Source organism: Amycolatopsis sp. NPDC023774 (assembly GCF_040639695.1).
In the GTDB taxonomy this organism is placed as follows: domain Bacteria; phylum Actinomycetota; class Actinomycetes; order Mycobacteriales; family Pseudonocardiaceae; genus Amycolatopsis.
Genome location: NZ_JBFAAJ010000003.1, coordinates 276,739 through 301,750, shown reverse-complemented (window position 1 = coordinate 301,750; position 25,012 = coordinate 276,739). Strand labels below are relative to the sequence as shown.

General features: G+C 71.7%; 22 protein-coding genes and 1 pseudogene. 15 read left to right on the top strand and 8 right to left on the bottom strand.

The window, feature by feature from the left end:
• Positions 1-35: 35 nt before the first annotated feature.
• Positions 36-1,430, bottom strand: coding sequence for an FAD-binding oxidoreductase (locus AB0F91_RS10915; RefSeq protein WP_360596714.1), 1,395 nt, complete (start codon positions 1,428-1,430; stop codon positions 36-38).
• 292 nt (positions 1,431-1,722) lie between these two features.
• Between AB0F91_RS10915 and AB0F91_RS10910 the strand changes: the two genes are divergently transcribed.
• From AB0F91_RS10910 to AB0F91_RS10895, 4 genes are all read left to right on the top strand, one after another.
• A complete protein-coding gene (locus AB0F91_RS10910) occupies positions 1,723-4,722 on the top strand; it encodes an AAA family ATPase (RefSeq protein ID WP_360596713.1) in 3,000 nt (999 codons plus the stop codon).
• A gap of 110 nt (positions 4,723-4,832) precedes the next feature.
• A complete protein-coding gene (gene sthA, locus AB0F91_RS10905) occupies positions 4,833-6,245 on the top strand; it encodes a Si-specific NAD(P)(+) transhydrogenase (RefSeq protein WP_360596712.1) in 1,413 nt (470 codons plus the stop codon).
• A gap of 1,250 nt (positions 6,246-7,495) precedes the next feature.
• Positions 7,496-8,263, top strand: a complete 768-nt coding sequence (locus AB0F91_RS10900) for a serine hydrolase domain-containing protein (protein ID WP_360596711.1) — start codon at positions 7,496-7,498, stop codon at positions 8,261-8,263.
• A gap of 33 nt (positions 8,264-8,296) precedes the next feature.
• Positions 8,297-8,671, top strand: a complete 375-nt coding sequence (locus tag AB0F91_RS10895; protein WP_360596709.1) for a hypothetical protein — start codon at positions 8,297-8,299, stop codon at positions 8,669-8,671.
• 59 nt (positions 8,672-8,730) lie between these two features.
• Here AB0F91_RS10895 and AB0F91_RS10890 read toward each other — a convergent pair whose 3' ends face one another.
• Positions 8,731-8,865 (bottom strand): hypothetical protein, encoded by a 135-nt coding sequence (locus AB0F91_RS10890; protein ID WP_360596708.1) that lies wholly within the window; start codon positions 8,863-8,865, stop codon positions 8,731-8,733.
• A 236-nt stretch (positions 8,866-9,101) separates the two neighbouring features.
• On the opposite strand from AB0F91_RS10890, the gene AB0F91_RS10885 reads away from it, so the two are divergent.
• From AB0F91_RS10885 to AB0F91_RS10865, 5 genes are all read left to right on the top strand, one after another.
• A complete protein-coding gene (locus AB0F91_RS10885; RefSeq protein ID WP_360596707.1) occupies positions 9,102-11,009 on the top strand; it encodes an intein-containing Rv2578c family radical SAM protein in 1,908 nt (635 codons plus the stop codon).
• A gap of 725 nt (positions 11,010-11,734) precedes the next feature.
• Complete coding sequence (gene aspS / locus AB0F91_RS10880) at positions 11,735-13,537, top strand: aspartate--tRNA ligase (protein ID WP_360596705.1); 1,803 nt, start codon at positions 11,735-11,737, stop codon at positions 13,535-13,537.
• A complete protein-coding gene (locus tag AB0F91_RS10875) occupies positions 13,537-14,478 on the top strand; it encodes a DUF389 domain-containing protein (RefSeq protein ID WP_360596704.1) in 942 nt (313 codons plus the stop codon). The genes aspS and AB0F91_RS10875 overlap by 1 nt, the downstream gene beginning before the upstream one ends.
• 79 nt (positions 14,479-14,557) lie before the next feature.
• Complete coding sequence (locus AB0F91_RS10870; protein WP_360596703.1) at positions 14,558-15,745, top strand: phosphotransferase; 1,188 nt, start codon at positions 14,558-14,560, stop codon at positions 15,743-15,745.
• A gap of 148 nt (positions 15,746-15,893) precedes the next feature.
• A complete protein-coding gene (locus AB0F91_RS10865) occupies positions 15,894-16,766 on the top strand; it encodes an SGNH/GDSL hydrolase family protein (RefSeq protein WP_360597086.1) in 873 nt (290 codons plus the stop codon).
• Here the strand turns inward: AB0F91_RS10865 and AB0F91_RS10860 are convergent.
• The 3 genes from AB0F91_RS10860 to AB0F91_RS10850 form a co-directional block, all read right to left on the bottom strand.
• A complete protein-coding gene (locus AB0F91_RS10860; RefSeq protein WP_360596701.1) occupies positions 16,732-17,484 on the bottom strand; it encodes a metallophosphoesterase family protein in 753 nt (250 codons plus the stop codon). The two genes, AB0F91_RS10865 and AB0F91_RS10860, sit on opposite strands and share 35 nt — an antisense overlap.
• 63 nt (positions 17,485-17,547) lie before the next feature.
• Positions 17,548-18,756 (bottom strand): cytochrome P450, encoded by a 1,209-nt coding sequence (locus AB0F91_RS10855; protein WP_360596699.1) that lies wholly within the window; start codon positions 18,754-18,756, stop codon positions 17,548-17,550.
• Between the two features lie 36 nt (positions 18,757-18,792).
• A complete protein-coding gene (locus tag AB0F91_RS10850) occupies positions 18,793-19,497 on the bottom strand; it encodes a TetR/AcrR family transcriptional regulator (RefSeq protein WP_360596698.1) in 705 nt (234 codons plus the stop codon).
• A gap of 117 nt (positions 19,498-19,614) precedes the next feature.
• Between AB0F91_RS10850 and AB0F91_RS10845 the strand changes: the two genes are divergently transcribed.
• A complete protein-coding gene (locus AB0F91_RS10845) occupies positions 19,615-21,006 on the top strand; it encodes a replication-associated recombination protein A (RefSeq protein ID WP_285968890.1) in 1,392 nt (463 codons plus the stop codon).
• A gap of 53 nt (positions 21,007-21,059) precedes the next feature.
• On the opposite strand, the gene AB0F91_RS10840 is transcribed toward AB0F91_RS10845, so the two are convergent.
• A complete protein-coding gene (locus AB0F91_RS10840) occupies positions 21,060-21,212 on the bottom strand; it encodes a hypothetical protein (RefSeq protein WP_360596696.1) in 153 nt (50 codons plus the stop codon).
• Positions 21,213-21,220: 8 nt separating this feature from the next.
• On the opposite strand from AB0F91_RS10840, the gene AB0F91_RS10835 reads away from it, so the two are divergent.
• Positions 21,221-21,634 (top strand): hypothetical protein, encoded by a 414-nt coding sequence (locus AB0F91_RS10835; RefSeq protein WP_360596694.1) that lies wholly within the window; start codon positions 21,221-21,223, stop codon positions 21,632-21,634.
• A 101-nt stretch (positions 21,635-21,735) separates the two neighbouring features.
• On the opposite strand, the gene AB0F91_RS10830 is transcribed toward AB0F91_RS10835, so the two are convergent.
• Both AB0F91_RS10830 and AB0F91_RS10825 read right to left on the bottom strand, forming a co-directional pair.
• Positions 21,736-21,861, bottom strand: coding sequence for a hypothetical protein (locus AB0F91_RS10830; RefSeq protein WP_360596692.1), 126 nt, complete (start codon positions 21,859-21,861; stop codon positions 21,736-21,738).
• Between the two features lie 57 nt (positions 21,862-21,918).
• A pseudogene (locus AB0F91_RS10825) lies at positions 21,919-22,389 on the bottom strand (ATP-binding cassette domain-containing protein); the annotation flags it as partial.
• Between the two features lie 238 nt (positions 22,390-22,627).
• On the opposite strand from AB0F91_RS10825, the gene AB0F91_RS10820 reads away from it, so the two are divergent.
• The 4 genes from AB0F91_RS10820 (at position 22,628) to AB0F91_RS10805 (ending at position 24,970) form a co-directional block, all read left to right on the top strand.
• Positions 22,628-23,185 (top strand): cupin, encoded by a 558-nt coding sequence (locus AB0F91_RS10820; RefSeq protein ID WP_360596690.1) that lies wholly within the window; start codon positions 22,628-22,630, stop codon positions 23,183-23,185.
• Between the two features lie 49 nt (positions 23,186-23,234).
• Positions 23,235-24,092: an NAD(P)-dependent oxidoreductase gene (locus AB0F91_RS10815; protein WP_360596688.1), complete on the top strand. Its 858-nt coding sequence runs from the start codon at positions 23,235-23,237 to the stop codon at positions 24,090-24,092.
• 180 nt (positions 24,093-24,272) lie between these two features.
• Positions 24,273-24,668 (top strand): DUF948 domain-containing protein, encoded by a 396-nt coding sequence (locus AB0F91_RS10810; protein WP_220238436.1) that lies wholly within the window; start codon positions 24,273-24,275, stop codon positions 24,666-24,668.
• Positions 24,665-24,970: a hypothetical protein gene (locus AB0F91_RS10805; protein ID WP_360596687.1), complete on the top strand. Its 306-nt coding sequence runs from the start codon at positions 24,665-24,667 to the stop codon at positions 24,968-24,970. The genes AB0F91_RS10810 and AB0F91_RS10805 overlap by 4 nt, the downstream gene beginning before the upstream one ends.
• Positions 24,971-25,012 lie beyond the last annotated feature (42 nt).

Below are 25,012 nucleotides of genomic sequence, written 5' to 3'. Positions count from 1 at the left end.
CCGACCGCCGCGCCGCAGCCACCCGGCCGGACCGCTCACGAACCGGACGGCCGGATGTTCTGGTTGATGTGGAAGAGGTTCTCCGGGTCGTACCGGTTCTTGACCTGAGCCAGCCGCTCGTAGTTGTCGCGGTAGGCGGCCCGGACGCGGTCGTCGCCCTCATCCATCATGAAGTTGACGTACGCGCCGCCGGCCGAGGTCGGGTGCAGCTCGGCCCAGTAGTCCTTGGTCCAGCGCGTGATCTTCTCCCGGTTGTCGGGCGAGGGGTCGACGCCCACGATCACACCGGACCAGCCACCGTCGCGGTAGGGGAACGCCGTGGCGTCCGCGGCGACACGGGCGGCGGCGCCGTCGATCGGGTACATGTGCATCGATGAGTGCCCGGTGGGCAGCATCTCTCCGAAGCGGCGATGGATCGCGATGGCTTCGTCGGAGATCTCCGTGGTGACGTCGGCGCGCCAGTACCACTGCAGCCCCGGCGGGTAGAGCCCGTCGAACGCGCTCTGCAGTGCCGTGAACGGCATCGGCTGCAGGCCCACCACCAGCGGCGAGCCGAACGAGCGCACCGGCTCGAGGACCTCGTCGGCCCGCGCGTGGTCACCGGTGTAGCACCAGACGATGCCGCACGCCTTGCGGCCCCAAAGCTCCTCGGGGAACGGCGGTGCCGGGGGGATGGTGAGCAGGCCGAACCAGCCGCTGAGCTCTTCGGGCAGGGAGGGCAGCAGCTCGCGGTACCACCGCAGCACGTCTTCGGTGTCCTCCAGCGCGTAGAGCACCGGGCCGCCGATGATCGTGCCGTGATCACCGATTTCGTGGCAGCGGAAGGTGAACGACGTGACCACGCCGAAGTTTCCGCCACCGCCGCGCAGGGCCCAGAAGAGGTCCGGGTGCGAATTTTCACTGGCGTGCACGAAACTGCCGTCGGCGAGGACGACGTCCGCGGAGAGCAGGTTGTCGACCGTCAGCCCGAAGCGCCGGGCCAGGTAGCCGATCCCGCCGCCGAGGGTGAGCCCGGCGACGCCGGTCGACGAGATGATCCCCGACGGGGTGGCCATGCCGAAGCCCACCGTCGCGTGGTCGACGTCGCCCCACGTGCACCCGGCGTCGACGCGCACGGTGTGCGTCTCGGGGTCCACAGTCGTGCTGCGCATCGCCGAAAGGTCGATCACCAGCGCGTCGTCGGCGATGCCCAGCCCGCCGGCGTTGTGCCCTCCGCCGCGCACGGCGAGGTCGATCCGGTTCTCCCGCGCGAAATTCACACACGTGACGACGTCCGCGGTGTCCGCACACCGCGCGAGGGCGGCCGGGTGCTTGTCGATCATCCCGTTGTAAACGGCGCGCGCCTGCTCGTAGCCGTCGTCGCCGCGCGTTACGAGCTCGCCCCTCAGCGCGAGTGCCAGCTCGGGGAACGGTGCGGTGATGGTGGTCATGCGATTCTCCCTGATGTGGAAAGGCCTCCCGGTCGGGCCGCCTGCCCCACCGAAACTAGGTACGGGGCGTTCGCGCAGCGTTCGGGTTCGCCACGGGGGCCGTTCGCGGCGTTCGGGGGGACGAGTTTTTTGCCGGGGGCGGGCGAGTGGCCGCCGATCTTTTCGCGGTTCCACAAGGACTTCTCAACGGCCCACCGCAGACCGACGGGCCGGCCTGGCGCGCGGTGGTCATCCGGTGCGCCCTCCACCGGCGCGGGCCCGACTACCGTGCCTGGGCAGGAGGCGCTCCGGGATGCTCTACGTGTCGCTGCTGGGCGAGCAGTCGGTCACCCACGGTGCGACCGGGCCGGCGGTGACCCGGTCGCCGCGGGCGATCGCGCTCGTCGGTTACCTGGTGACGCACGCGGGGCTGCCGCAGCCGAGGCAGCGGATCGCGTCGCTGTTCTGGCCCGATTCCTCCGACGCGCAGGCCCGCACGAACCTGCGCCGCGAGCTGCACCACCTGCGCCAGGTCCTGGGTGGGGACTCGGCGCTGCTCGCGACGGCGACGGATCTGTCCTGGCAGGACACTCCCCACTGCCGCGTCGACGTACGCGTGTTCGACGCCGAACGCCGGGCCGCGCTCGCGGCGAGTGAGGACGAGGAAGTCCGGGCCCACGCCGGTGCGGCGCTGGCCGAGTACCACGGCGAGCTGATGCCCGGCCTGGCCGACGAGTGGCTCTTCGAGTCCCGCGCCGAGCTGGAACAACAGTGCGTGTCGCTGTGCGACCTGCTCGGTGACGCCCAGTGCCGGCTGGGTGACCTCGCGGGCGCCGCCGAGACCGCCCGCCGCCGCATCCGCCTGCGGCCGTTGGAGGAACTGGGGTATCGCACGCTCATGGAGCTGCAGGCCGACCTCGGCGACCGCGCGGGGGCGGTGAGCACTTACCACCAGTGCGCAGCGAGGCTCGAACGCGAGCTGGGTGTGGTGCCGGACCGGGCCACGCAAGCGGCGTTTCGGCGGCTGCTGGCCGACGCCGTGCCCAGCCGTGAATCCCGGCTCGTCGGCCGCACCCACGAGTTCACCCGGCTGCGGGAACGGTGGCAGCAAGCCGCGCGCGGGCAGCCGTCGGTGGCGCTCGTGCGGGGTGACGCCGGGGTCGGCAAGACGCGGCTCGTCGTCGAGCTGGCCCGGCTCGCGCGCAGCCAGGGTGCGGTGGTGGCGGGCACGCAGTGTTTCGGGACCTCGGGCCGGCTTGCGCTGGCCCCGGTGGCGGACTGGCTGCGCAACCCCGTTCTCCAGCCGGCTTTGGCGACGCTCGCGCCGGTGTGGCGGGCCGAAGTGGACCGGCTCGTGCCGGCCGGCAAGGACAGCGGGCCGGCGCCCGTGGTGCGCGCGGTAGCCGACGCGTGGCAGCGGCACCGCTTCTTCGAAGGCCTCGCCCGCGCCCTCACCGGCGCCGGCCGGCCGACGCTGCTCGTGCTCGACAACGCGCAGTGGTGCGATCAGGAAACACTGGCGTTCCTGCTCTTCTGCCTCGGCCTCGAACCGCGCGCGCCGCTGCTGCTCGCCGCGACGCAGCGGTCGGATCCCGGCGACGGCACGCTGACCGGCTGGACGGAACGCCTGCGCGCCACCGGCCGGCTGTCGGCAGTGGATCTGAGCCCGCTGGACCTCGACGACACCGCGCGCCTGGCCGAGTCCGTCTCCGGCCTCCTGCCCTCAGGCGACGAGCTCACCCTCCTGCACGCCGCGACCGGTGGTTTCCCCCTGTCCGTGGTGGAGGCGTTGCGCTCCGGCGGGCCGCCCGGCGACCTCGAAGCCGTCCTGACCGAACGCCTTCGGCAACCGAGCCCCGACGCCCGGGAGATCGCGGGCCTGGCCGCCGCCGTCGGCCGCGATTTCTCCCTCGACCTGCTCACCGAGGCCAGTGACCTCGACGCCGAAGCCGTGGTGCGCGCCGTCGACGAGCTGTGGCGGCTGCGGATCCTGCGCGAGTTCCGCGACGGCTACGACTTCTCCCACGACCTGCTCCGCGACGCCGCCTACCGGCAGGTGACCCGCGCGCGGCGCTGGCTGCTGCACCGCCGCCTCGCTCAGAGCCTCGAACTGCTGCACCCGGGCGACACCGGTTCCGTCTCGGCGCAGCTGGCCGAGCAGTACGCCCGCGGCGGCCGGCCGGACCGTGCCGTGGCGTTCTACCGCCGGGCCGCCGAGCTCGCGGCCGGCACCTTCGCGCACGGCGAGGCGATCCGGCTGTTGCGCGAAGCTCTGTCGTTGCTCGCCGACGCCCCCGCCGGGCCGGAGACGGACCGCCGCGAGCTGGCGGTGCTCGAAGCGTTGTCAGGCCCGCTCAACGCCCGGCTCGGCTACGCGTCCCCCGACCTCCAGCGGGCCCTCGAACGCTCGATCGTGCTCGCGGAACGCCTGGGGCAGCAGGATTCCACGCTGGTGGCCTTGGTCGGGCTGTGGACGTCGCGGTTCGTGCAAGGCCGCACCGCCCGCGCGCACGAGGCGGCGAAACGCGCGCTCGAGCTCGTCGACGACGACCGCACCAAAGACGAGCTCAACGGCTCCGCGCACTTCGCGTTCGCCGGCTCGTCGGTGAGCCTCGGCCGGCCCGGGGAGGCGTTGCGCCACTTCGACCTCGCCGCGCGTCTCACGCGCGGCGCGCCGTCGTTGCCCATCGGCACGCGCCCCGAGGTGCACAGCCTGGCCTGGGCCGCGCACGCGCACTGGCTGCTGGGCCACGAGGACGAAGCGCTCCGCAGTTGCCGAGAGGCCGTGCGCCTGGCGCGCACCATGACGCACCCGTACAGCCTTGCCGTGGCGCTCGCGTACGCCGGCATCACCCACCAGATGCGCGGCGATCTCGACGAGGTGGAGGAGCTCTCGGCCGAGCTGCGTGAGCTCTGCGGCCGCTACGGCTTCGCCTACTACCGCGAATGGGGCCTCGTCCTGGGCGGCTGGGTGCGCGGCGACGCCGACGGCCTCGCCGACATCCGCCGCGGCGTCGCCAACCTCAAGGCCGAGGGCTCACTCGCCCGCATGCCCTACTGGCTCGCGCTGCAGGCCGACCTCCTGGCCCGCCACAACCGGCCCGGCCCGGCCCGCGCCGCCCTCGACGCGGCCCTCGTGGTGGGCCAAGCCCGCGACGACCTGTGGTGGCTTCCGGAGGTGTTGCGGCTGCGCTCCACCTACGACGGGCGCGAGCAGGGCCGGATCCGCCTGAAGACGGCGGTGGACCTGGCGGCCGCGCAGGGGAGTACGACGCTTCGGCTGCGCTGCGAACGGGACCTCGACCGGTATTGACCCTCGGATCTTGGGCCGTCCGGGTCGGCACGCGCGCACGCAGCGTTGGTGCGTTGTGCGGGTGCGAGCCAGGGCTTGCGGTGTGCGGGGTGAGTGCGCAGGCTCACACCGTGAGCGAACACGACTACGACCTGATCGTCATCGGCTCGGGCCCGGGCGGGCAGAAGGCTGCCATCGCGGCCGCCAAGCTGGGGAAGAAGGTGGCGGTCGTCGACCGCCACGACATGGTGGGCGGGGTGTGCGTCAACACGGGCACCATCCCGTCCAAGACACTGCGCGAGGCGGTCCTCTACCTGACGGGGATGAACCAGCGCGAGCTCTACGGCGCCAGCTACCGGGTGAAGCAGGACATCACCATCGCCGACCTCATGGCGCGCACCCAGCACGTGGTGGGGCGCGAGGTCCAGGTGGTCCGGGCCCAGCTGCTGCGCAACCACATCGACCTCCTGCCGGGCACGGGGTCGTTCGCCGATCCGCACACGGTGCTGGTCGAGGGCAAGCACGTCGGCGACCGGCGCACGGTGTCGGGCGACCACATCGTGATCGCCACCGGCACGCGCCCCGCGCGCCCGGCGCACGTCGACTTCGACGCCGAGCGCGTGCTCGACTCCGACGAGATCCTGCGGCTCGAGGCGATCCCGTCGTCGCTCGTGGTGGTGGGGGCGGGGGTGATCGGGATCGAGTACGCGTCGATGTTCGCCGCGCTCGGCTCGCGCGTGACGGTGGTCGAGCAGCGCGACCAGATGCTCGACTTCTGCGACCCCGAGATCGTGGAGTCGCTGAAGTTCCAGCTACGGGATCTCGGCGTCACGTTCCGGTTCGGCGAAAAGGTGGCGAACGTCGCGGTCTCCGACGAGATCACCGTGACCACGCTCGTCAGCGGCAAGCGCATCCCGGCCGACGGCGTGATGTACTCCGCCGGGCGCCAGGGCATGACCCACGAGCTCGCCCTGGAGAACGCCGGCCTGGTGGCCGACAAACGCGGCCGTCTCTCGGTCGACGAGCACTACCGCACCGAGGTCGAGCACATCTACGCCGTCGGCGACGTCATCGGCTTCCCCGCGCTCGCCGCCACCTCGATGGACCAGGGCCGGCTCGCCGCGTACCACGCGTTCGGCGAACCCGCGAACGGCCTCGGCGCCCTGCAGCCCATCGGCATCTACACGATCCCGGAGATCTCCTACGTCGGCGCCACCGAAGCCCAGCTGACGTCCTCCTCGGTGCCCTACGAGGTCGGCATCTCCCGCTACCGCGAGCTCGCGCGCGGCCAGATTACGGGCGACAGCTACGGCATGCTGAAACTCCTGGTGTCCACAGTGGACCGCCAACTGCTGGGCGTCCACGTCTTCGGTACGGGCGCCACGGACCTCGTCCACATCGGCCAGGCCGTCATGGGTTGCGGCGGCACCGTCGACTACCTGGTGGACGCGGTGTTCAACTACCCGACGCTTTCGGAGGCGTACAAGGTCGCGGCTCTGGATGCGACCAACAAGATCCGGGCGCTGGACCGGTTCCCGATCTGAGACTGTCGCTGAGAACCTCTCTTGATCATGACACGGATGGCCGCGCTGCGTGCCGGCCTGGCGTAGCAGGGGTGGCGTGACTGTGGACGGTAGATGTCACCGACGAACGTGCACGACGTCGGTGCTTCGTCGCAGCTGTGAGCGCTTGTTGTCACCGATTTTGCGCAGTATTTGTCACCTGCGCCGAACCCCAGGTCCGCTTCACGGATGCGCCTTGGCGCTGATTCGAACCTTGCCCGCGCCCAGTCCACGCGCTGCCGACCTTTTTCGCTGGTTGAGATCGGACCCCGCGGTGGTGAAAAGTTTATTCGCCCCCTGGTTTTTCAACGGTGCGCAGCCGAGCGACCTCGGCCCTGAGGACGTGCTCGCCGCCGTCCGGTTCCCGGTGCCGTTTGCGGGGGGAGGGCTTCGGGATCGCTGAGGTCGCCCGACGCCACGGCGACTTTGTGCTCGCCGGCGTCGCGATCCGGGTTCGAGTGTCCGGTGGGCAGGTGGAGGAGGCCGTGCTGATGGCCTTCGGTGTGTCCGACCGGGCGGTCACTCGTGATGTCACCGCGATGGTGCGCGAAGCCGGAGGCGACGCGGACGCCCTCGCTGAACCGGCGGCGGCGCTCGGCGGCGAGCTTGTCGACACCCCGGGGACCCGCCGGCTCGCCCGCCTACCAGCGCCGGCTGCGGTCCGCACTGGGTGCGCGGGAGCTGGCGCGCGCGTACCGTTTCGCCACGAAGGGAAAGCTGTGATGACGCTTCCTCGCCCGGTCCGGGCGAGGAAGCGTCATCAAGCACCTCGGCCGCTACCGCGGCCGGGTGCGGGTAGCCGTCGGCCCGATCCGACTCTCGTTCGCCGGGCTCGAGCACGTGGCCGAACGCGACGCCGGCGCACACAGGCTCCGCGTCGTCGGTCAGGGCGAGCCGCCGGTGGCGGCCGGACGCAGGTCGACATCGTGCTGGTCGCCGAGGACCAGCCAGGCGGGGTGCGGCTGCGGGCCACCACTGCCTTTACCTCACCGGGCGGATCGCTCAGTTCGGCCGGGCACTCGCCGGCAACGTCAGCCGGTGGATGTTCGAGCAGTTCGCGGTGGCGGTGGAGGAGACCGCGGTTCCGCGGGACACCCGCCGCCCCGCGGAACCCCCGAGCGCCATCGTCTTGATGGCAGGCACGCTCCGTTCGGGAGCGCGCAATTGGTGGCGGCGCATCCGCGGCCGCCGTTCCGGCAGGACCCACAACACGTGACGAGGAGAACTCAACGGTGAGCTCGACTTCGACGATCGACACCTCGGCTATCGACCGAGTGCTACGAGACGCGGTCGGCGCTGGGCACGCGCCCAACGTCGTCGCCGTCGCGGCGGATCGTGACGGCATCATCTACGAAGGCGCGGCCGGACCTCGTGCCGCGGGGGCGCCGGAGCCGGTCTCGGCCGACTCGCACTTCCGGATCATGTCCATGACCAAGATGGTGGGCACCGTGGCCGCGCTGCAGCTGCGCGACCGCGGCGAGCTCGAGTTCGACGCCCCCGTCGACACCTACCGGCCCGAGTTCGCCGACGTCCAGGTGCTGGAGGGCTTCGACGGCGAAAATCCGGTGCTGCGCCCGCCCGCGAGCCGTGCGACTGTCGCGCAGCTGGTGACGCACACGACCGGCCTGAGCTACTGGTTCTGGAACGACGACATCGTCAAGTGGGAACAGGCCACCGGCACACCGAACGTGCTGGCCGGCAAAACCGTGAGCTTCAAGGCGCCGATGGTGGCCGACCCCGGCACAAAATTCGAGTACGGCATCAACACCGACTGGCTCGGCCGGGTCGTCGAGGCGGCATCCGGCCAGCCGCTGGACGTCTACTTCAAGGAGAACATCACCGGACCGCTCGGCATGGCGGAGACCACGTTCGTCGCGAGCGCCGAGCAGCGGGCCAACCTGGTGCCCGTCCACGAGCAGAGTGAGGACGGCACGTGGGCGGTCACAGAGATCGACCTGGCCACCGAGCCTGAGTACTACACGGCCGGCCACGGGCTCTAGTCCACGCCGCGCGACTACCTGAAGTTCCAGCGCATGCTGCTCGGCGGCGGCACGCTCGACGGGGTCGAGGTGCTCCGGCAGTCCACTGTGGACGAGGCGTTCACCAATCAGGTGGGCGAGATGGAGTTCCCGGCGCACATCCCGACCGCGGACCCGGCTACGACGCACGAGCTCGACCTCGGCCCGGGCCTCAAGTGGGGCTGGGGCCTGGTGCTCACCACTGCCCAGGAGCCGGGCATGCGCGCACCCGGCAGCGGTGCGTGGGCGGGATTGTGCAACACGCACTTCTGGGTCGACCCGGCGAGCGGCGTCACCGGCGCGATCTACTCGCAGTCGTTGCCGTTCGTCCCGCCGGGGCAGCTACAGATGTACGCAGATTTCGAGCGGACGCTCTACGCCTCGCTCTGAACCCCGCGAGAACCCTGAAGGGCGCTCTTCCCGTTGCGGGGAGCGCCCTTCACGACGGTTCACGCCCTCTCGGCCCCGAGACTGGTCGCGGTGCGGATGCGCAGCTCGGTGAACTTCGTGTCGTCCTCCTGTACCGGGCTCAGCGTCGGATAGTCGAGCGGGAACGGCGCGTCGACCGCATCGTCCGGCCACACCGCCGCACTCAGCCCCTTACGAAAGACGACTCGCCGCCGAACTCGACGAAACCGCACACCGGCACCTCACCGAAGCTGGGTCGAAGCGGCACGCCGGGCGGCGGCCAACCAACTCGGCCCCCGTGGTGACAGATACCGCTCACAAGTGACAGACATAAGTCACAGTCACAGCCGGGCCGGCGTGAGCGTTCGAACACCTGTTTGACACTCGATAGAACATGTGTTCGACTGGACGGGTGCGATGGGAACGACAACGCGCAGGGGAGGGCGAGCCGATCCTGCCTGGTCTGGACGGGCTGCTGCGGTCCGTGCGGTCACCGGAGTTCGACGGCGTCACCTTTCACGAGGTGCACGCCAAGTCTGTGCTGAACCGGGTGCCGGACGGGTCGCAGGTGCCGTTCCGGTGGACCGTGAACCCGTACCGCGGGTGTTCCCACGCGTGCACGTATTGCCTTGACGGCGGCACGCCCGTGCTGATGGCCGACGGGCGCGCGAAGCCTATCGCCGACCTGCAAGTGGGGGAGCGGATCCTCGGCACGCGCGGCCACGGCGTCGCGCGGCGGCTGGTGCCGACCGAGGTTCTCGCGCACTGGACGACGGTGCGCGAGGCGTACCGCGTGACGCTCGACGACGGCACGGCGCTCGTCACCGGGCCCGACCACCGGTTCCTCAGCGCGCGCGGCTGGAAGTACGTCACCGGCAGCAAGCTCGGCGCGGCTCAGCGGCCGCACCTCGTCGAGGGCACGGAGCTGGTCGGCGGGGGCAAGTTCGTGCGCACACCCGACGACACGCTCGGCTACCGAGCCGGCTACCTGTGCGGCATGTTGCGTTCCGGCGGGTTCGCGGCGGAGAAGGACGCGGCGGCGCGGGCGTTGCGGTACCTGCCCGATTTCGGTTCGTCCGTGGGGTTCATGAGCCTGCCACCGAAGCCCGACGCGCACTGGGCGCGCGGGTTCCTCGCCGGGCTGTTCGACCTGGCGGGCGCGTACCGGCGCGGGGTGCTGTCGATCGCGCACGACGAGACCGACGTGGTCGACGCGATGTTCGCCGCGCTGGACCGGTTCTCGTTCGAGTACGACACGGTCGGCCACCGCGACTACGCCGGCCGGCGCCAGGCGCGGCTGACGGGCGGCGCCGGGGAAGTGTTGCGGTTCCTGCATGTGACCGATCCGGCCGTCGAGTGGAAGCGCTCTCTCGACGGCACGACGATCGGGTCCGTGCGGCGCGTCGTCACGTCCGTCGAGTCGCTCGGCCTGGAGCTGCCGCTGTTCGACATCACCACCGGCACCGGCGATTTCGTGGCCGACGGCATGGTGTCGCACAACTGTTTCGCCCGCAACACCCACACCTACCTCGACTTCGACGCCGGCCACGACTTCGACACCCAGGTCGTGGTGAAGGTCAACGCGCCGGAAGTCCTTGCCGCGCAACTGAAACGGCCCAGCTGGCAGCGTGAGCACGTGGCCATGGGCACGAACACCGACCCGTACCAGCGCGCCGAAGGCCGCTATCGCCTGATGCCCGGCATCATCCGTGCCCTGGCCGACTCCGGCACGCCGCTGTCGATCCTGTCCAAGGGCACCGTCCTCACCCGCGACCTGCCGCTGCTGGAATCGGTCGCGAAAGACGTGCCGGTGAGCCTCGCCGTCTCGATCGCGCTGCTCGACCGAGAGCTGCAACGCCGCCTCGAGCCCGGCACGCCGAGTCCGCAGGCGCGGCTCGACCTCGTCCGCAAGGCGCGTGCGGCCGGCCTGCCATGTTCCGTGCTCGTCGCGCCGGTGCTGCCGCACCTCACCGACTCGGTCGAGGCGCTCGACGCGCTGTTCACCGAACTCGCCGACGCGGGCGCCGACAGCGTCAGCGTCATCCCCCTCCACCTGCGCCCCGGCGCACGCGAGTGGTTCGCCGCGTGGCTCGGCCGCAACCACCCCGCGCTGGTGCCGCGCTACAAACGCCTCTACGCGCGCGGCAGCTACGTCGACCGCGCCTACCGCCAGCAGCTCGGCGAACGCGTCGGCCCCCTGCTGCGCCGCCACGGCCTGGCACCCAAAACGGGCTACAACCCGCGCACGGCCGCCGAACCGCAAGTCCCGGAGCCCCGGCCGGAAACCCCACCGCCGGCCGAACAGCTCCGCCTGCTCTGACCGCGCCGCCCGGCCTTCCCCGGCCGGCGTGCTCAGCAGTGGTGACCCGGCCGGCGCGCCCCCCGAACGGTCGGGTCACCGTCCTTCCCCTCGCCGGCGGCGCGGCGTTCCAGGCAGCTGTGCCCTCCGCTGTCCCACGTGCCGATGCCGCGGCGTTCCTCGCTCCCGTGTCGCTCCCACTTGCCGCGTGGGCGTGTGGCTGCCACTTGGCGCGTGGGCGTGTGGCTGCCACTTGCCGCGCGCCCGTGTGGCTGCCACTTGCCGCGTGGGCGTGTGGCTGCTACCTGCCGCGCGCCCGTGTGGCTGCCACTTGCCGCGCGCCCGTGTCGCTGCCACCTGCCGCGCGGGCGTGTGGCTCCCACCTGCCGCGCGGCCGCGTCGCTTCCACTTGCCGCGCGGGCGCCGCTACTGCCGCGCCCACGCTCCGCGCATGACCACTCCGGCGGAGTTGTCCACACCGGCCCCAAGTTGTGGACAGCTCGGCGGCCCAGCGGCGTTCTCGCCGTTTTTGTCGGGGGTGCCGGATAGACTTCACAGGGGACGCCCCCAGGGAGGGCGGGGCGTGTCTTCCCCGGCCGATGCCCACAGCCGGCGCTCGGTGGCCCCGGCTCACAGCGGCTCGAACACCGAGTCAAACCTGGTCGCGGCCCCCTCCCCGCCATTCGTTAGCCTCTGTGTTCGGCGAAAACCCGTCGACCACCCGTGGGCTAAGGAGAGCAGTCGCAGTGCTCCGCACTCATCAAGCCGGCACCCTGCGTGCCGGGCAGGCCGGTCAGACCGTCACCCTCACCGGCTGGGTGGCGCGGCGGCGCGATCACGGCGGAGTCATCTTCATCGACCTCCGCGACGCCAGCGGAGTCGCCCAGGTGGTCTTCCGCGAGGGCGAGATGGCCGAGCGCGCGCACGCGCTGCGGTCGGAGTTCTGCGTGAAGATCGTCGGCGAGGTGGCGAAGCGGCCCGAGGGCAACGCGAACGCCGAGATCCCGACGGGCGAAATCGAGGTCCTCGTGACCGAGCTCGAAGTCCTGTCCGAGGCCGCGCCGCTGCCGTTCCCGATCGACGACCGCGTGGACGTCGGCGAAGAGGTGCGCCTGAAGTACCGTTACCTCGACCTGCGCCGCAGCGGCCCGGCGGCCGCGATGCGCCTGCGCAGCCGGGTCAGCCGGGCCGCGCGCGCCGTGCTGGACGAGCAGGACTTCGTCGAGGTCGAGACGCCGACGATGACCCGCTCCACTCCCGAGGGTGCGCGCGACTTCCTCGTGCCGGCCCGCCTCAAGCCCGGTTCCTGGTACGCGCTGCCGCAGTCGCCGCAGCTGTTCAAGCAGCTGCTCATGGTCGGTGGCCTCGAGCGCTACTACCAGATCGCGCGCTGCTACCGCGACGAAGACTTCCGCGCCGACCGCCAGCCGGAGTTCACTCAGCTCGACATCGAGATGAGCTTCGTGGACCAGGACGACGTGATCAAGCTCGGCGAGGACATCGTGTCCGCGCTGTGGAAGCTGATCGGCCACGAGATCCCGCGCCCGATCCCGCGCATCACCTACCACGAGGCCATGGCCAAGTACGGCTCCGACAAGCCGGACCTGCGCTTCGACCTCGAGATCACCGACATGACGGAGTTCTTCGCCGACACTCCGTTCCGCGTGTTCCAGGCGCCCTACGTCGGCGCGGTCGTGATGGCGGGCGGCGCCGACCAGCCGCGTCGCCAGCTCGACGCGTGGCAGGAATGGGCCAAGCAGCGCGGCGCCCGCGGCCTCGCCTACATCCTCGTCAATGAGGACGGCACCCTCGGCGGCCCGGTCGCGAAGAACCTGTCCGAAACCGAGCGCGAGCACGTGGCCGAGGCCGCCGGCGCGAAGGCCGGTGACTGCATCTTCTTCGCCGCCGGCAAGACGGCCACGACCCAGGGCCTGCTCGGCGCCGCGCGCGACGAGATCGGGAAGCGCCTGGGCCTCATCGACGAGGACGCCTGGTCGTTCGTGTGGGTCGTCGACGCGCCGCTGTTCGCGCCGGTCGAGGACATCGGCGACGACGTGGCCGTCGGTTCGGGCAAGTGGACCGCCGTGCACCACGCCTTCACCTCGCCCACGCCGGAGTGGGTCGACAAGTTCGAGCAGGACCCGGGTGCCGCCCTGGCCTACGCCTACGACATCGTCTGCAACGGCAACGAGATCGGCGGCGGCTCGATCCGTATCCACCGCGGCGACGTGCAGAAGCGCGTGTTCGCGCTGATGGGCCTCGGCGAGGAGGAAGCGCAGGAGAAGTTCGGCTTCCTGCTCGACGCGTTCGCCTTCGGCCCGCCGCCCCACGGCGGCATCGCGTTCGGCTGGGACCGCATCGTGATGCTGCTGGCGAAGGCCGACTCGCTGCGCGACGTCATCGCCTTCCCCAAGACCGGCGGCGGCTACGACCCGCTCACGGCCGCGCCCGCGCCCATCACGGCGCAGCAGCGCAAGGAAGCCGGCATCGACGCGAAACCCCAGAAGACCGAGCCCCAGAACGCGAAGCCGGCGCAGCCCCAGAGCTGATGCTCCATCTGAGGGCGGTGTGCCCGCCGGAGCAGACCGATCAGGCGATCGGGCTCCTGCGGGCACACGCCGGAACCGCGCACCTGATCGTGCACCGAGGGGTCGCCGTCGCTCCCGAAGGTGATCTCATCGAGGCCGATCTGGCCCGCGAGGCCGCTGACGAGATCGTCGACTCGCTGTGCGCGCTGCACCTCGACCGCACCGGCGGGATCACGCTCGAAGCGCTGGACACGTCGCTGTCCGACGCGGCCGACGCCGCCGAGGAAGACGCGCCGGGAGAAGGCGCCGACGCCGTGGTCTGGCAGGAACTGCTGGCCCGGACGGGGGAGGAGTCGCGCTGGAACGCGACGTTCCAGGCCTTTCTCGTCATCGCCTGCCTGCTCGCGGCGGTCGGGGTGCTCACCGACTCTCCGGTGACCGTGGTCGGCGCGATGGTGGTGGGGCCGGAGTTCGGTCCCCTCGCCGCGATCGCGGTCGGCGCGGTTCTGCGGCGCTGGGACCTGGTTCGCCAGGCCGTGACGGCGCTGGCCGTCGGGTTCCCGGTGGCGATGGTGCTCACGGGCGCGATGGTGCTGCTCGGAGACGTGACCGGGGTCTTCGACACGTCGGCCATCGTGGGGAACCACGAGGTCGACTTCGTGTACCAGGTCGGCGCGGCGTCGTTCGTGGTCGCGCTGCTCGCGGGCGCCGCCGGGATGCTCGCGATGACGTCGGCGAAGTCCGCCGCGCTCGTCGGGGTCTTCATCTCGGTCACGACCGTTCCGGCCGCCGGGTACGCCATGGTGGCGGCCGTGGCGGGGCGCTGGGATCGCGCGGGGTACTCGATCCTGCAGCTGTTCGTTAACCTGCTCGGGATTGTCGTCGCTGCGGCCATTGTGCTGATACTTCGACGGCGCAAGCAACGTTCCGGGGACTTGTTACGTCCGCTTTCACGCGGGTGAGGAACTACGCGTCGGTTCGCGTGTTCTCGCCCGGATCACTGTGGTCATGGTTGCTCAGTCACGAGTAGGGTCAGTGCCAATGACAGTCGACACCTCCTCCGCCGGCGACGCGGGCGTCGGGGCAGGAGCCGGGCAGCTTGCTGTCGCCGCGGCGGTCGCGGCCGGCGAGGCGGTGCTCTCGCGCCGCTTCGGCAGCGCGATCACCCTGGTGTCACCGGAAGGACTCGAGGGCAGCGGACCGGCCACGGTCGTGCGGGCCCGGGTCGTGTCGTCGTCGTTCGCGCTGCCGCGCACGCTGGTCATCAAGCACTACCCCGACCCGCGCGAGCCCGGTGAGGCCGACCCGTTCGCGCAGGAGGCCGTGAGCTACCAGCTCTTCACGGCGTTGTCGCCCGACGAGCGCATGTGTCCCGAGCTGCTCGCCCACGACGGGCGCCACCGCGTGCTCGTGATCGAGGACCTCGGCCGCGCGCCGACGTTGCAGGACAAGCTCGCGTCGCGTGATTCCCGCGCGGCCGAACGCGCGCTGCTGTCGTGGGCCCGTTCGCTCGGGCGCTTGCACGCGAGCACTGCCAGCCGCGAAGCCGACTTCAACGCGCTGCTGCGCCGCCTCGGCGGCCCGGTGCGCAACCAGGACGCGGGTCTCGCCGATTTCACCGCCGAGGTGCCGCCGATGCTGGCGGACCTGCTCGACGTGGTGGTCGCCGACCCGATCCACGACCGCGTCGCCCAGGCAGTGGCGCAGGCGCGCTCCGCGTCGTTCCGTGCGTTCAGCCCCGTGGACCTGAGCCCGGACAACAATCTCGTGACCGGCTCCGGCGTGCGGTTCCTCGACTTCGAACGCGGCCGCGTGCGCACGGCCCTGGTCGACGCCGTGTGCCTGCGCCTGCCGTTCGCCTCCTGCGAAGACGCGCTGGCCCTGCCCGCGGGGATGAGCGAGGCGATGATCGCGGCCTGGCGCGCCGAGGTCGTGTCCGTGTGGCCCTCGTTCGCCGACGACGAGGAGCTCGCCACGCAGCTCACGATCAGCGAGCTGCTCATGGTCTGGCTCATCACGCGCGAGACGCTGCCCAAGCTCGACCTCAGCCGCCACGCCACGCCCGTGAGCCGTGAGGCGGCGCTCGTCACGTGGTGGCGCGAGCTGGCGAAGCACGCGGGCTACGCGCGCCTCACCGACATCGCCGAGCACGCGCAGCGCGTGGCCGCGGCGCTCGGCGCGCGGCTGGGGCCGCACGCGGACCTCGCGTTCTACCCCGCCTTCCGCTAGCCCGATTCACCCGAATAATCACGTTCGCGCGGTGAACGCGGGAAACCGGCAATCCCGACCCTGCCAGGCGGACAGGACATGCCAAGAATTTCAGCCCTCGTCCATGCCGCGTTACCTCGGCATCACCGCTGGTGAGTTTCGGTGCCGGATGGTCTTTTGCGTGACCGTGATCAGCGTCGAAGTCACCCGCTTCCCCGAACCCGCCGATCCCGCGCCGCAGTGGCAAACAACCGCCGCGCCGGCCGACCAGCCGCGCCGCGCGCGCCGGCTGGCCATGCTGGGGGACTCCACCGCCGTGGGCCTGGGCGACCCGTTGCCGAACCGAGGCGGCTGGCGCGGGGTGGGGCCGCTCGCCGCCGCCGCGCTCGGGGTGGCCGGGGACGGGTACCTCAACCCGTCGTTCGAAGGCGCGCGGATGAAGGACGTGCTGACCCGGCAGATGCCGGCGGTGCTGCGGTTCCGGCCCGAGGTCGCCCTGCTCGTGGTGGGCATGAACGACACGCTGCGGCCCGATTTCGATGCCGAGCAGATCTCCGCCGACCTCACCGAGCTCATCCGCACGCTCGCCGTCCACGGCACGTTGCTGGTGCCGGTGCGCTTCCACGACCACGGCAAGGTGTTCCGCCTCCCGCCGTCGATCAAGCGCGCGCTGAGCGCCCGCGTCGCGGCGCTCAACGAGGTCATCGACGCGGTCGTGGCCGCCGAAGGCGTGCCGTGCCTGGACCTCGACGCGATGCCCGGCGCGTACGACCTGCCGTCGTGGAGCGTCGACCGGTTGCACCCGTCGGAGCGGGGGCACCGGATGCTGGCGCTCGGGTTCACCGCGCTGCTGGCCGAAGCCGGGTTCGCGGTGCCGGAACCGGTGAGCCTGGCCTGCTCCGGCGGCGTTCAGCCGAGCACGGCCAGCCACGTCCTGTGGCTCGTCGCGCGGGGCCTGCCGTGGCTGTGGCGCCGGGGGCGCGAGTTCTTGCCCTACGCGGTCGCCATCATGTGGCGTTCGTTCCGCGAGCGCGTGGACTGAACACGCGCAACGCTTCCGCGTCCGACACCGGGTTGCGCACGAAGTAGTCGGCCCATTCTTCGATGTCGGCGTACTCGGATTTCGCCAGGACCTCGCACGCTTTCGTGGTGTCGTAGGTGGTTCGGCGCAGCTGCACGCCGGGGCCGAGCAAGGCCCAGTGCGCACCCGTTGTGCCGTAAGGCATTCCGACGCTGCCAGGGTTGACGATCCGCGTGCGGTCCGCCAGCCGCACGAACGGCATGTGCGTGTGCCCGCACACCACGGTTTCCGCCGTGACGCCGCCCAGCACCTCCGCCCAGCGCGTCAGCGGGCTGTCGACGAGCGCGACTTCCTCGTCGTCGCGGGGGGTCGCGTGGCAGAACAGCACCTCGCCGAGCCCCTCGACGGCGAGCGTGACGGTGAGCGGCAGCGCGGCGAGCAGCTCGACCTGGTCCGGGCGCAGCTGAGCCGCGGCCCACGGCGCGATCGGGTCGGGGATGTTCGTGGTGCCACCGCCCGCGAGCGACACGAGTTCGCGGTCGGCGTTGCCGCGCACCCACACCGCGCGGTCGCCGAGCGCCCGGAGCCGGTCGAGCGTCTGCCGCGGCAGGGGACCGGCGGCGTGGTCGCCGCACAGCACGACCACGTCGGCTGCTGCCACCTCGGGCTCGGCGAGCACGGCGTCGAGCGCGGGCAGCACACCGTGGATGTCGGACAGGACCGCGACGGAGGACACCATCCCGCGATTCTGCCCGCCGCGGCGCCGCCCGCGAGTGGTGTTCGCCGGCGGCGCAATGTGGGGTCAGACGCTCAGCGGCAGCTTCGTCACGCCCGTCATCGCCGGGTTGGGCTGGAAAGCCGGCGGTTCACCGGGAATTGTGCGCAGCGAGGGGTAGCGGTCGAGCAGGATGTTCAGCGCCGTGCGGCCTTCGAGCCGCGCGAGGGGCGCGCCGATGCAGAAGTGGATGCCGCGGCCGAACGCCAGGTGCGCGTGGGCGATGTCCGCGCGCGTCGGGTCGAACGAGTCGGGCTCGGCGAACACGCGCGGGTCACGGTTGGCCGCGGCCACCCAGACCATGAGCATCTGGTCGGCCGGGATCGTGGTGCCGCCGACCGCCACTTCGCGGTTGGTCACCCGCGCCACGGCCCCGAACGGCGACAGGTAACGCAGCGATTCCTCGATCACCGGCGCCAGCAATGCGCGGTCGGCCCGCACGCGCGCGTCCCACTCGGGGAACGCGTCGAGACACAGCACGGTGTTGCCCAGCAGCATCGTGGTGGTGATGTGCCCGGCCACCAGGAGCACCTGGGCGAAGTTCACGATCTCCGAGCGCGTGAGCCGTTCCCCGTCGACCTCAGCTTCGACGAGCTTGGTGAGCAGGTCTTCGCGCGGGTGCCGCCGGCGCTCGTCCGCGTGCTCGCCGAGGTAGTCGGTGAACTTGCGGCTCACGGCCAGCTGGTCCCGCAGCCGCTGCTGCTGTTCCTCGGAGTCGTCGGTGAGGGAGAACTGCTCCGGGCTCTCGAACAGCCGGTCCACCCACTCGCGGAACAGGTGGCGGTCGCTCGCCGGCACGCCGAGCAGCTCGGCGATCACGATCACCGGCAGCGGGTAGGCGAGGTCGGCGACGAGCTCGAGGTGGTCGCGCCCGGCGGCTTCGTCGAGGAGCTCGCGGGTCAGCTCGGCGATCCGCGGCTCGAGGTCGGCCACCACCTTCGGCGTGAAGGCGCGGCTCACGAGCTTGCGCATCTTGTTGTGCAGCGGGGGATCCAGCTGCAGCAGGTTGCCGGCCGAGAGCTCCTTGGTGTCGCCGAGGGTCTTCTCGGGCAGCAGCCGCGCGGTGTCGGAGGAGAACGTGGCCGGGTCGGACAGGATCTCGTGGGCCTCCGGGTGGCCGTAGACGCTCCACGTGCCCAGCTCGGGTTTGTACGCCACGGCGTTCGCGGGTCGTTCGCCCCGCAGCCAGAACTGTCCTTCGTGGATGGTCCAGGCTTCGGGAAGTGCGGTGCTCATGGTGCGACAGCCCCAATCTGTCGGACGGGGCCGGGATCAGCCGGCCCCGGTGGTGGATTTCCCTGGGTAGATCGCCGCGTGGCACGCCGAGACGTAGGTCTCGAGCACCACCCGGAGTTCGGTGGCCGTCCGCTCGACCACGGCCGGGCCGGGTCCGTGCGGTGGTTCGAAGCCGGCGCGGACCACGTGGGCGAGCGAATCGGCTTTGGCCTCGAGTGCCACGTCCGCGTATTCCGGGTTGACGTTGCTGTAGAGGTAGAAGCCGCTGGCCGCGGCGGCGAGGGAGAAGCGCAGGTTCTCGACGTCGTCGCGCAGGAAGCCGTTGCCCGTCCAGAGGTCCCAGGTGCGTTCGGTGGTCTCCGCGGCGGCTTGCCGGGTCTCCGTCGCGGTGAGCGCGTAGTGGCCCAGCAGCTCGGTGTCGTTCATGAGCATGGCCGACAGCAGCGGGTCGCGGACGGTCAGCAGGAACGTGGAGCGGAAGTAGCGGTGCGGCACGACCGTGCGCGGGTCGTCGCGCAACTGGGCCGCGGACCCTTCGAGCAGCGTGATCGAGGCTCGCATCAGCAGGGCTTCGAACAGCGAGTCCTTGGTGCGCCAGTGCAGGTAGACGGTGCCTTTGCCGATGCCGGCGCGGCGCGCGATGTCTTCGATCGTGACCTTGCGCGAGCCCCAGCGCACGAGCAGCTCGGACGCCGCGTCGAGGATCCGGTCGGCGCGTTCGCGGTTCGGCTCGTCGGGCACCCGGCCTCCTCGTGTTTGACCTCATGACCAGATCCGATCATCCGGTCAAACCACCGTAGCGCGGGTACGAGGGCCGGGCAAGCGAAGTTGTCGGGGTGGTCGGTTAACGTCAAGGCTGTGGCACAGGACGAACTCTTCACGGTGAACCCCGACCTGGGGCCGCCGCCGGAACCGACCCGCGCGAGCGGCGGTGAGTCGCGCGCGGAACCGCAGGCCGACCCGGCGAGCTCGCCGCTGGCCGTGCGGATGCGGCCGCGCACGCTCGACGAGGTGGTCGGGCAGCAGCACCTGCTGCGCGAGGGCGCGCCGCTGCGTCGTCTTGTGGAGGGAGCCGCGCCGGCGTCCGTGCTGCTCTACGGCCCACCGGGCACGGGCAAGACCACGCTCGCGAACCTCGTCTCGATCGCCACCGGCCGCCGGTTCGTCGCGATGTCCGCGCTGTCGGCCGGCGTCAAGGAGGTCCGCGGCGTCATCGAGGAGGCGCGGCGGCGCCGGCAGTACAACGCCGAGAACACCGTGCTGTTCATCGACGAGGTGCACCGCTTCTCCAAGACGCAGCAGGACGCGCTGCTCGGCGCGGTCGAGGACCGCACGGTGCTCCTGGTGGCGGCGACGACCGAGAACCCGTCGTTCTCCGTCGTGTCCCCGCTGCTGTCACGGTCGCTGGTGCTGCAGCTGCGGCCGCTGACCGACGAGGACATCGTGAAGCTGCTCGACCGCGCGCTCACCGACGAACGCGGCCTGGGCGGCGAGCTGACGCTGACCGACGAGGCACGCGACCACCTCGTGCGCCTGGCGGGCGGGGACGCGCGCCGGGCGCTCACGGCTCTGGAGGCCGCCGCCGACGCCGCGTCGGCCACCGAGGCCAAGACGATCGACCTCGCCACCGTCGAGTCCACCGTGGACAAGGCGGCCGTGCGCTACGACCGCGACGGCGACCAGCACTACGACGTGATCAGCGCGTTCATCAAGTCCATCCGCGGGTCCGACGTCGACGCCGCGCTGCACTACCTGGCCCGCATGATCGAGGCGGGGGAGGACCCGCGTTTCCTCGCGCGCCGGCTCGTGGTCCACGCGAGCGAGGACGTCGGGCTGGCCGACCCCACCGCGCTGCAGGCGGCGGTGGCGGCCGCCCACGCCGTGCAGTTCATCGGCATGCCCGAAGGCCGCCTCGCCCTCGCGCAGGCCACCATCCACCTCGCCACGGCGCCGAAGTCCAACGCCGTGGTCACCGCCATCGACGCCGCTCTGGCCGACGTGCGCGCCGGCCTGGCCGGCACCGTGCCCCCGCACCTGCGCGACGGCCACTACGCGGGCGCCAAGAAGCTCGGCAACGCGCAGGGCTACCGCTACCCGCACAACGTTCCGGAAGGCGTCCTGGCCCAGCAGTACCCGCCGGACGAACTCGTCGGCCGGGACTACTACGAACCCACCCAGCGCGGCGGCGAACGCCCGCTCGCCGAGCGCGTGCCCCGCCTGCGCCGCACCATCCGCGACGAGCGGCAGTAGGGCTCACACGGTCCGGGTGGAGTCGGTGCGCAGGGCGGGCGGCGCGAGTCCGGTCACCAGCGCGACGAGCGAACGCGCTCCGGCCAGCAGGTCGACGCGCGGCGCCGGCTGCCCGCAGGCCGTGGCCCGAGCCCGAGCCCGAGGTCGGTGGTGACGCCGACCAGCGTCTCGGCCGCCGCGACCCGCCGGACCTGCCAGTCGCCCACGTCGGCCAGTGCGCCCCACCGAGCTCGTTCGTGACGACTCGGAGTACCGCGGCGGTGTCATCGGCGGCCGGTACCTGCGCGGCACGGGACTGAGCTCGCCGGTGCCGCCGGGGATCACGCGGCTGCCGGGCGGGTGCCAGCTCATGGTCTCCCCAGCGCTCGCCGAGCTGATCGCCGCGGATCCCGGGCCGCGGTCGTCGTTCCGGCAGAAGATCGTGGGCACCGTCGGCGACGCGGGACCGCGCGGCCCCGCCGACCTCTCGTTCCACGGCGGCACCGGCCCGTTGACACCGGCCGCGTGGATCGGTCCGCGCGCATGGACGTCTACGCGTTCGGCAGCGGTGCCCCGTGGATCTCGACGGATCCGACACTGGTGGTCGTGGCGATCGTCGGCGGCGGGGCGCTGCTCGTGCCGATGCTGATCTTCGTGTCGGCGAGCAGCCGCATCGCGGGCGCGCAACGTGATCGCCGGCCGGCTGCGCTGCGGCTCCGGCGACCACCGTGGTGTCGGGCAGCCCCGCGCTCACCCGCGCGTCCTGGTCACCCAGCACGCGCCGACCGACGTGAACAGCAGCACCGCCACGGCGATCCCGATCCCGAGCGCCATGCGGATCCACGAGGTCCGGCCGCCGCCGACCGCCGGCTGCACGCCGAGAGCGAGATACGCGGGGCCGGTTGTTGCGCACAGGCAGGTCGAACAGGGCCGTCACCGGGTCGGCTCCGGTTCCCGGATCCGGCCGTCGCGCGCCACGACCTCGAAGCCGGAGTACGCGGCGACCCGCGCTTCGTGCGTGACCAGCACAACCGCGGCCCCGGTCTCCTCAGCGCGGACACCACCAAGCCATCACCGCTCGCCGTTGAGCGGATCGAGCGCGCCCGTCGGCTGGTCCGCGAAGATCACCCGCGCCCCTCGCGAGCGCCCGCGCCACCGTGACCCGCTGGCCCTGGCCGCCGGACACGTCGCCCGCCGCTTGGCCGCGACGTCCATGACCTCCAGCCGGTCCAGCCACTTGCGCGCGATGACCTCGGCCGCGCGCCGGCTCAGGCCCGCCCGCCGCACCGGAAGGCTGACGTACTCCAGGCAGCTCAGCTCGGGCACCAGCTGACCGAACTGGAAGACGAAGCCGAAGTCCCTGCGCCGCAGCGCACTGCGGTGCGCGTCGGACATCGTCGCCAGGTGGCAGCCGTGCCGCGGGCCGGGACTGCACCTGGCAGGTATTCACGCGCTGTCCAGCTGCGTTTGCGCACTTCACCGCAAGGGGGTGAGCACCTGTCCTGCCAGGGCAGTGTTGGTTCCCCCTTCGATCCCGCTCGGCGGTACTCCCGTGAACGTCGCCACTTTCTTCCGTATAACGGCGGGAGCGGGAATGTCCGGCCGTCAGGTCGGTTGATTCCCGGCGACGGAGGGGGTGGCGATGACGCTGCTGACGGTGTGGCCCGACGACCAGCCCGGACACGTGCTGCTGCGGACCGAGGACCCGGGGACGATCACGGCCGAGCTCGCTCGCATCGGGGTCGAGTTCTGCCGCTGGCCGGTGGACGGGCCGATGCCCGGTGCCGGTGAGTCCGAGGTGCTCGCCCGTTTCCAGGACCGCATCGACTCGCGTACCACGGCCGTGGGCTACCACGCCGTCGACGTGCTGACGGGCGACTTCGGCGCGGCCGAACGCAGCCTGCCACGCGACGAGGACCGGTTCTTCGTGACCGGCTCCGCCGTCTGGTACCTGCACGTGGGCCGCCAGGTCCACGCCGTGCTGTGCGAGCCCGGTGACCTGCTCGGCATTCCGGCGCACACCCGCCACTGGCACGACGGCGGCTCGAACCCGGGCCACGTGACCATCCGCGTGCGCCACCCGGCGTCGGGCCCGGCGACGCCGTGGGCCGAGCCGTTGCGCGCCACCGAGTTCCCCGGCTTCGACCAGCTGGTGGCGGGGCGAGCGTCGACTTGGCCCGCGCTGAGTCACCAGGGCTGAGCCACGGGCCCTGCCTGCGGGCCGCGGCGCCGACAGGCACGATGGAGCCATGACCACTGTCGCTTTCCTGGGCACCGGAATCATGGGCCACCCGATGGCCGCCAATCTCGTCCGCGCCGGCGTTTCGCTGCGCGTGTGGAACCGCACGCGCAGCAAGGCCGAACCGCTGGCCGCCGACGGCGCCACGGTCGCGGACACCCCGGCCGAAGCCGCGGCGGGCGCCGACGTGCTCGTCACGATGCTGTCCGACGGGCCCACGGTCGCCGAAGTCTTCGCCGCCGCCGAAGTGAAGCCCGGCACGGTCTGGCTGCAGATGAGCACGGTCGGCACGGAGTGGATCGCCACGCTGGCCGAGGCCGCCGAGAAGGCGGGTGCCGTGTTCGTCGACTGCCCGGTGATGGGCACGAAGGTCCCCGCCGAGCAGGCGCAGCTGCAGGTCCTGGCCGCCGGTCCGGACGACGTGCACGAGATCGCCGCGCCGGTCTTCGACGCCGTCGGCTCGCGCACGCGCTGGCTCGGCACCGAGCCGGGCACCGCCACGCGGCTCAAGCTCGTGATGAACGCGTGGGTGCTGGCGCTGACCAACGGCACGGCCGAGAGCCTCGCGCTCGCCCGCGCCCTCGGCATCGACCCGCAGCTGTTCTTCGACGTGATGGAGGGAACCGGCTTCGACGTCGGCTACGCGCGCATGAAGGGCCCGCTCATGCTCTCGGGCGACTACCCGACGAGCTTCCCCGCCACGCTCGCCGCCAAGGACGCGCGGCTCGTGGTGGAGGCCGCGGGCGACGCCGTCGACGTGGCCGGGGCCGCGGCGACGCTGGCCCACCTGCAGGCCGCCGTCGACGCCGGCCACGGCGAGGAGGACATGGCGGTGCTGTACCGGGCCGTGGCCAAACAGGACGACTGATCGCCCCGCACGCAGCCCTCCGCCGGCCGGTCCGGTGGAGGGCTGTGTGCGGGGCGCAACCGCAGGTCGGAACCGGTTCGGCTGCGCTGAGTGACCGACCGACGGGGCGACACCGCCGAAGGGCTGGCCAGGCGGTAACCTCACTGGCACCGAAGACCCGTGCAACCCCGAGGAGGGCCCGTGTCGGCAGGGCAGATCGCCGCGCTGATCGCCGCAGGAGCATTCGTGGTGCTGGTCTTGCTGCTGGCGATCCCGCTGCTCAAGCTCGGCCGCACGCTGGACGAGGCGACGATCGCGATCCGCAAGGCCCACGAGAACACCGACCCGATCCTGCTGGGCGCCAACGAGACGATCACGCACGTGAACACCCAGCTCGAGCGCGTCGACGGGATCACCGCCAACGCGCAGGCGGTCACGGGCAACGTGTCGGCCCTGTCCTCGGTGTTCACCGCGACCCTCGGCGGCCCGCTCGTGAAGACCGCCGCGCTGTCCTACGGGATCAGCAAGGCGATCCGCGCGCGCCGCAAGAAGCAGGAAGCGAAGGCCCAGCGCCCCGCTCGCCGGAGGAAGAAGTGAAGCGTCTGTTCTGGCTCGGCGTCGGCGTGCTCGCCGGCGTCGCGCTCACCCGCAAGGCCGGGGAAACGGCTCGTCAGGTCACTCCCTCGGGGTTAGCATCGAACCTGGGCGAGGCCGTGCGCGAGCTGGCCGGCGCCGTCGGTTCGTTCGGCGCCGAGGTGCGCGCCGGGATGAGCGAACGGGAACAGGAGCTGCACGACATGGTCGAGGAACGGACCGGCTACATCGCGCCGCAGGGTGGCGCGGGCCGGCACGCCGCCGCGCAGCGCCCCGTGCGGCGAGCTCGCCGGGCGGAAGGCTGAGCTTCTCGCGCCCGCGAGCAGCGCCCTTCCGCCGTCGTCGCC

What these genes read in the sequence shown, in the direction of transcription:
- AB0F91_RS10915 (WP_360596714.1), bottom strand. Translation starts at nt 1,430, where the DNA reads ATGACCACCATCACCGCACCGTTCCCCGAGCTGGCACTCGCGCTGAGG.
- AB0F91_RS10910 (WP_360596713.1), top strand. Translation starts at nt 1,723, where the DNA reads ATGCTCTACGTGTCGCTGCTGGGCGAGCAGTCGGTCACCCACGGTGCG.
- AB0F91_RS10895 (WP_360596709.1), top strand. Translation starts at nt 8,297, where the DNA reads ATGCTGCTCGGCGGCGGCACGCTCGACGGGGTCGAGGTGCTCCGGCAG.
- AB0F91_RS10875 (WP_360596704.1), top strand. Translation starts at nt 13,537, where the DNA reads ATGCTCCATCTGAGGGCGGTGTGCCCGCCGGAGCAGACCGATCAGGCG.
- AB0F91_RS10870 (WP_360596703.1), top strand. Translation starts at nt 14,558, where the DNA reads ATGACAGTCGACACCTCCTCCGCCGGCGACGCGGGCGTCGGGGCAGGA.
- AB0F91_RS10865 (WP_360597086.1), top strand. Translation starts at nt 15,894, where the DNA reads ATGGTCTTTTGCGTGACCGTGATCAGCGTCGAAGTCACCCGCTTCCCC.
- AB0F91_RS10860 (WP_360596701.1), bottom strand. Translation starts at nt 17,484, where the DNA reads ATGGTGTCCTCCGTCGCGGTCCTGTCCGACATCCACGGTGTGCTGCCC.
- AB0F91_RS10855 (WP_360596699.1), bottom strand. Translation starts at nt 18,756, where the DNA reads ATGAGCACCGCACTTCCCGAAGCCTGGACCATCCACGAAGGACAGTTC.
- AB0F91_RS10820 (WP_360596690.1), top strand. Translation starts at nt 22,628, where the DNA reads ATGACGCTGCTGACGGTGTGGCCCGACGACCAGCCCGGACACGTGCTG.
- AB0F91_RS10815 (WP_360596688.1), top strand. Translation starts at nt 23,235, where the DNA reads ATGACCACTGTCGCTTTCCTGGGCACCGGAATCATGGGCCACCCGATG.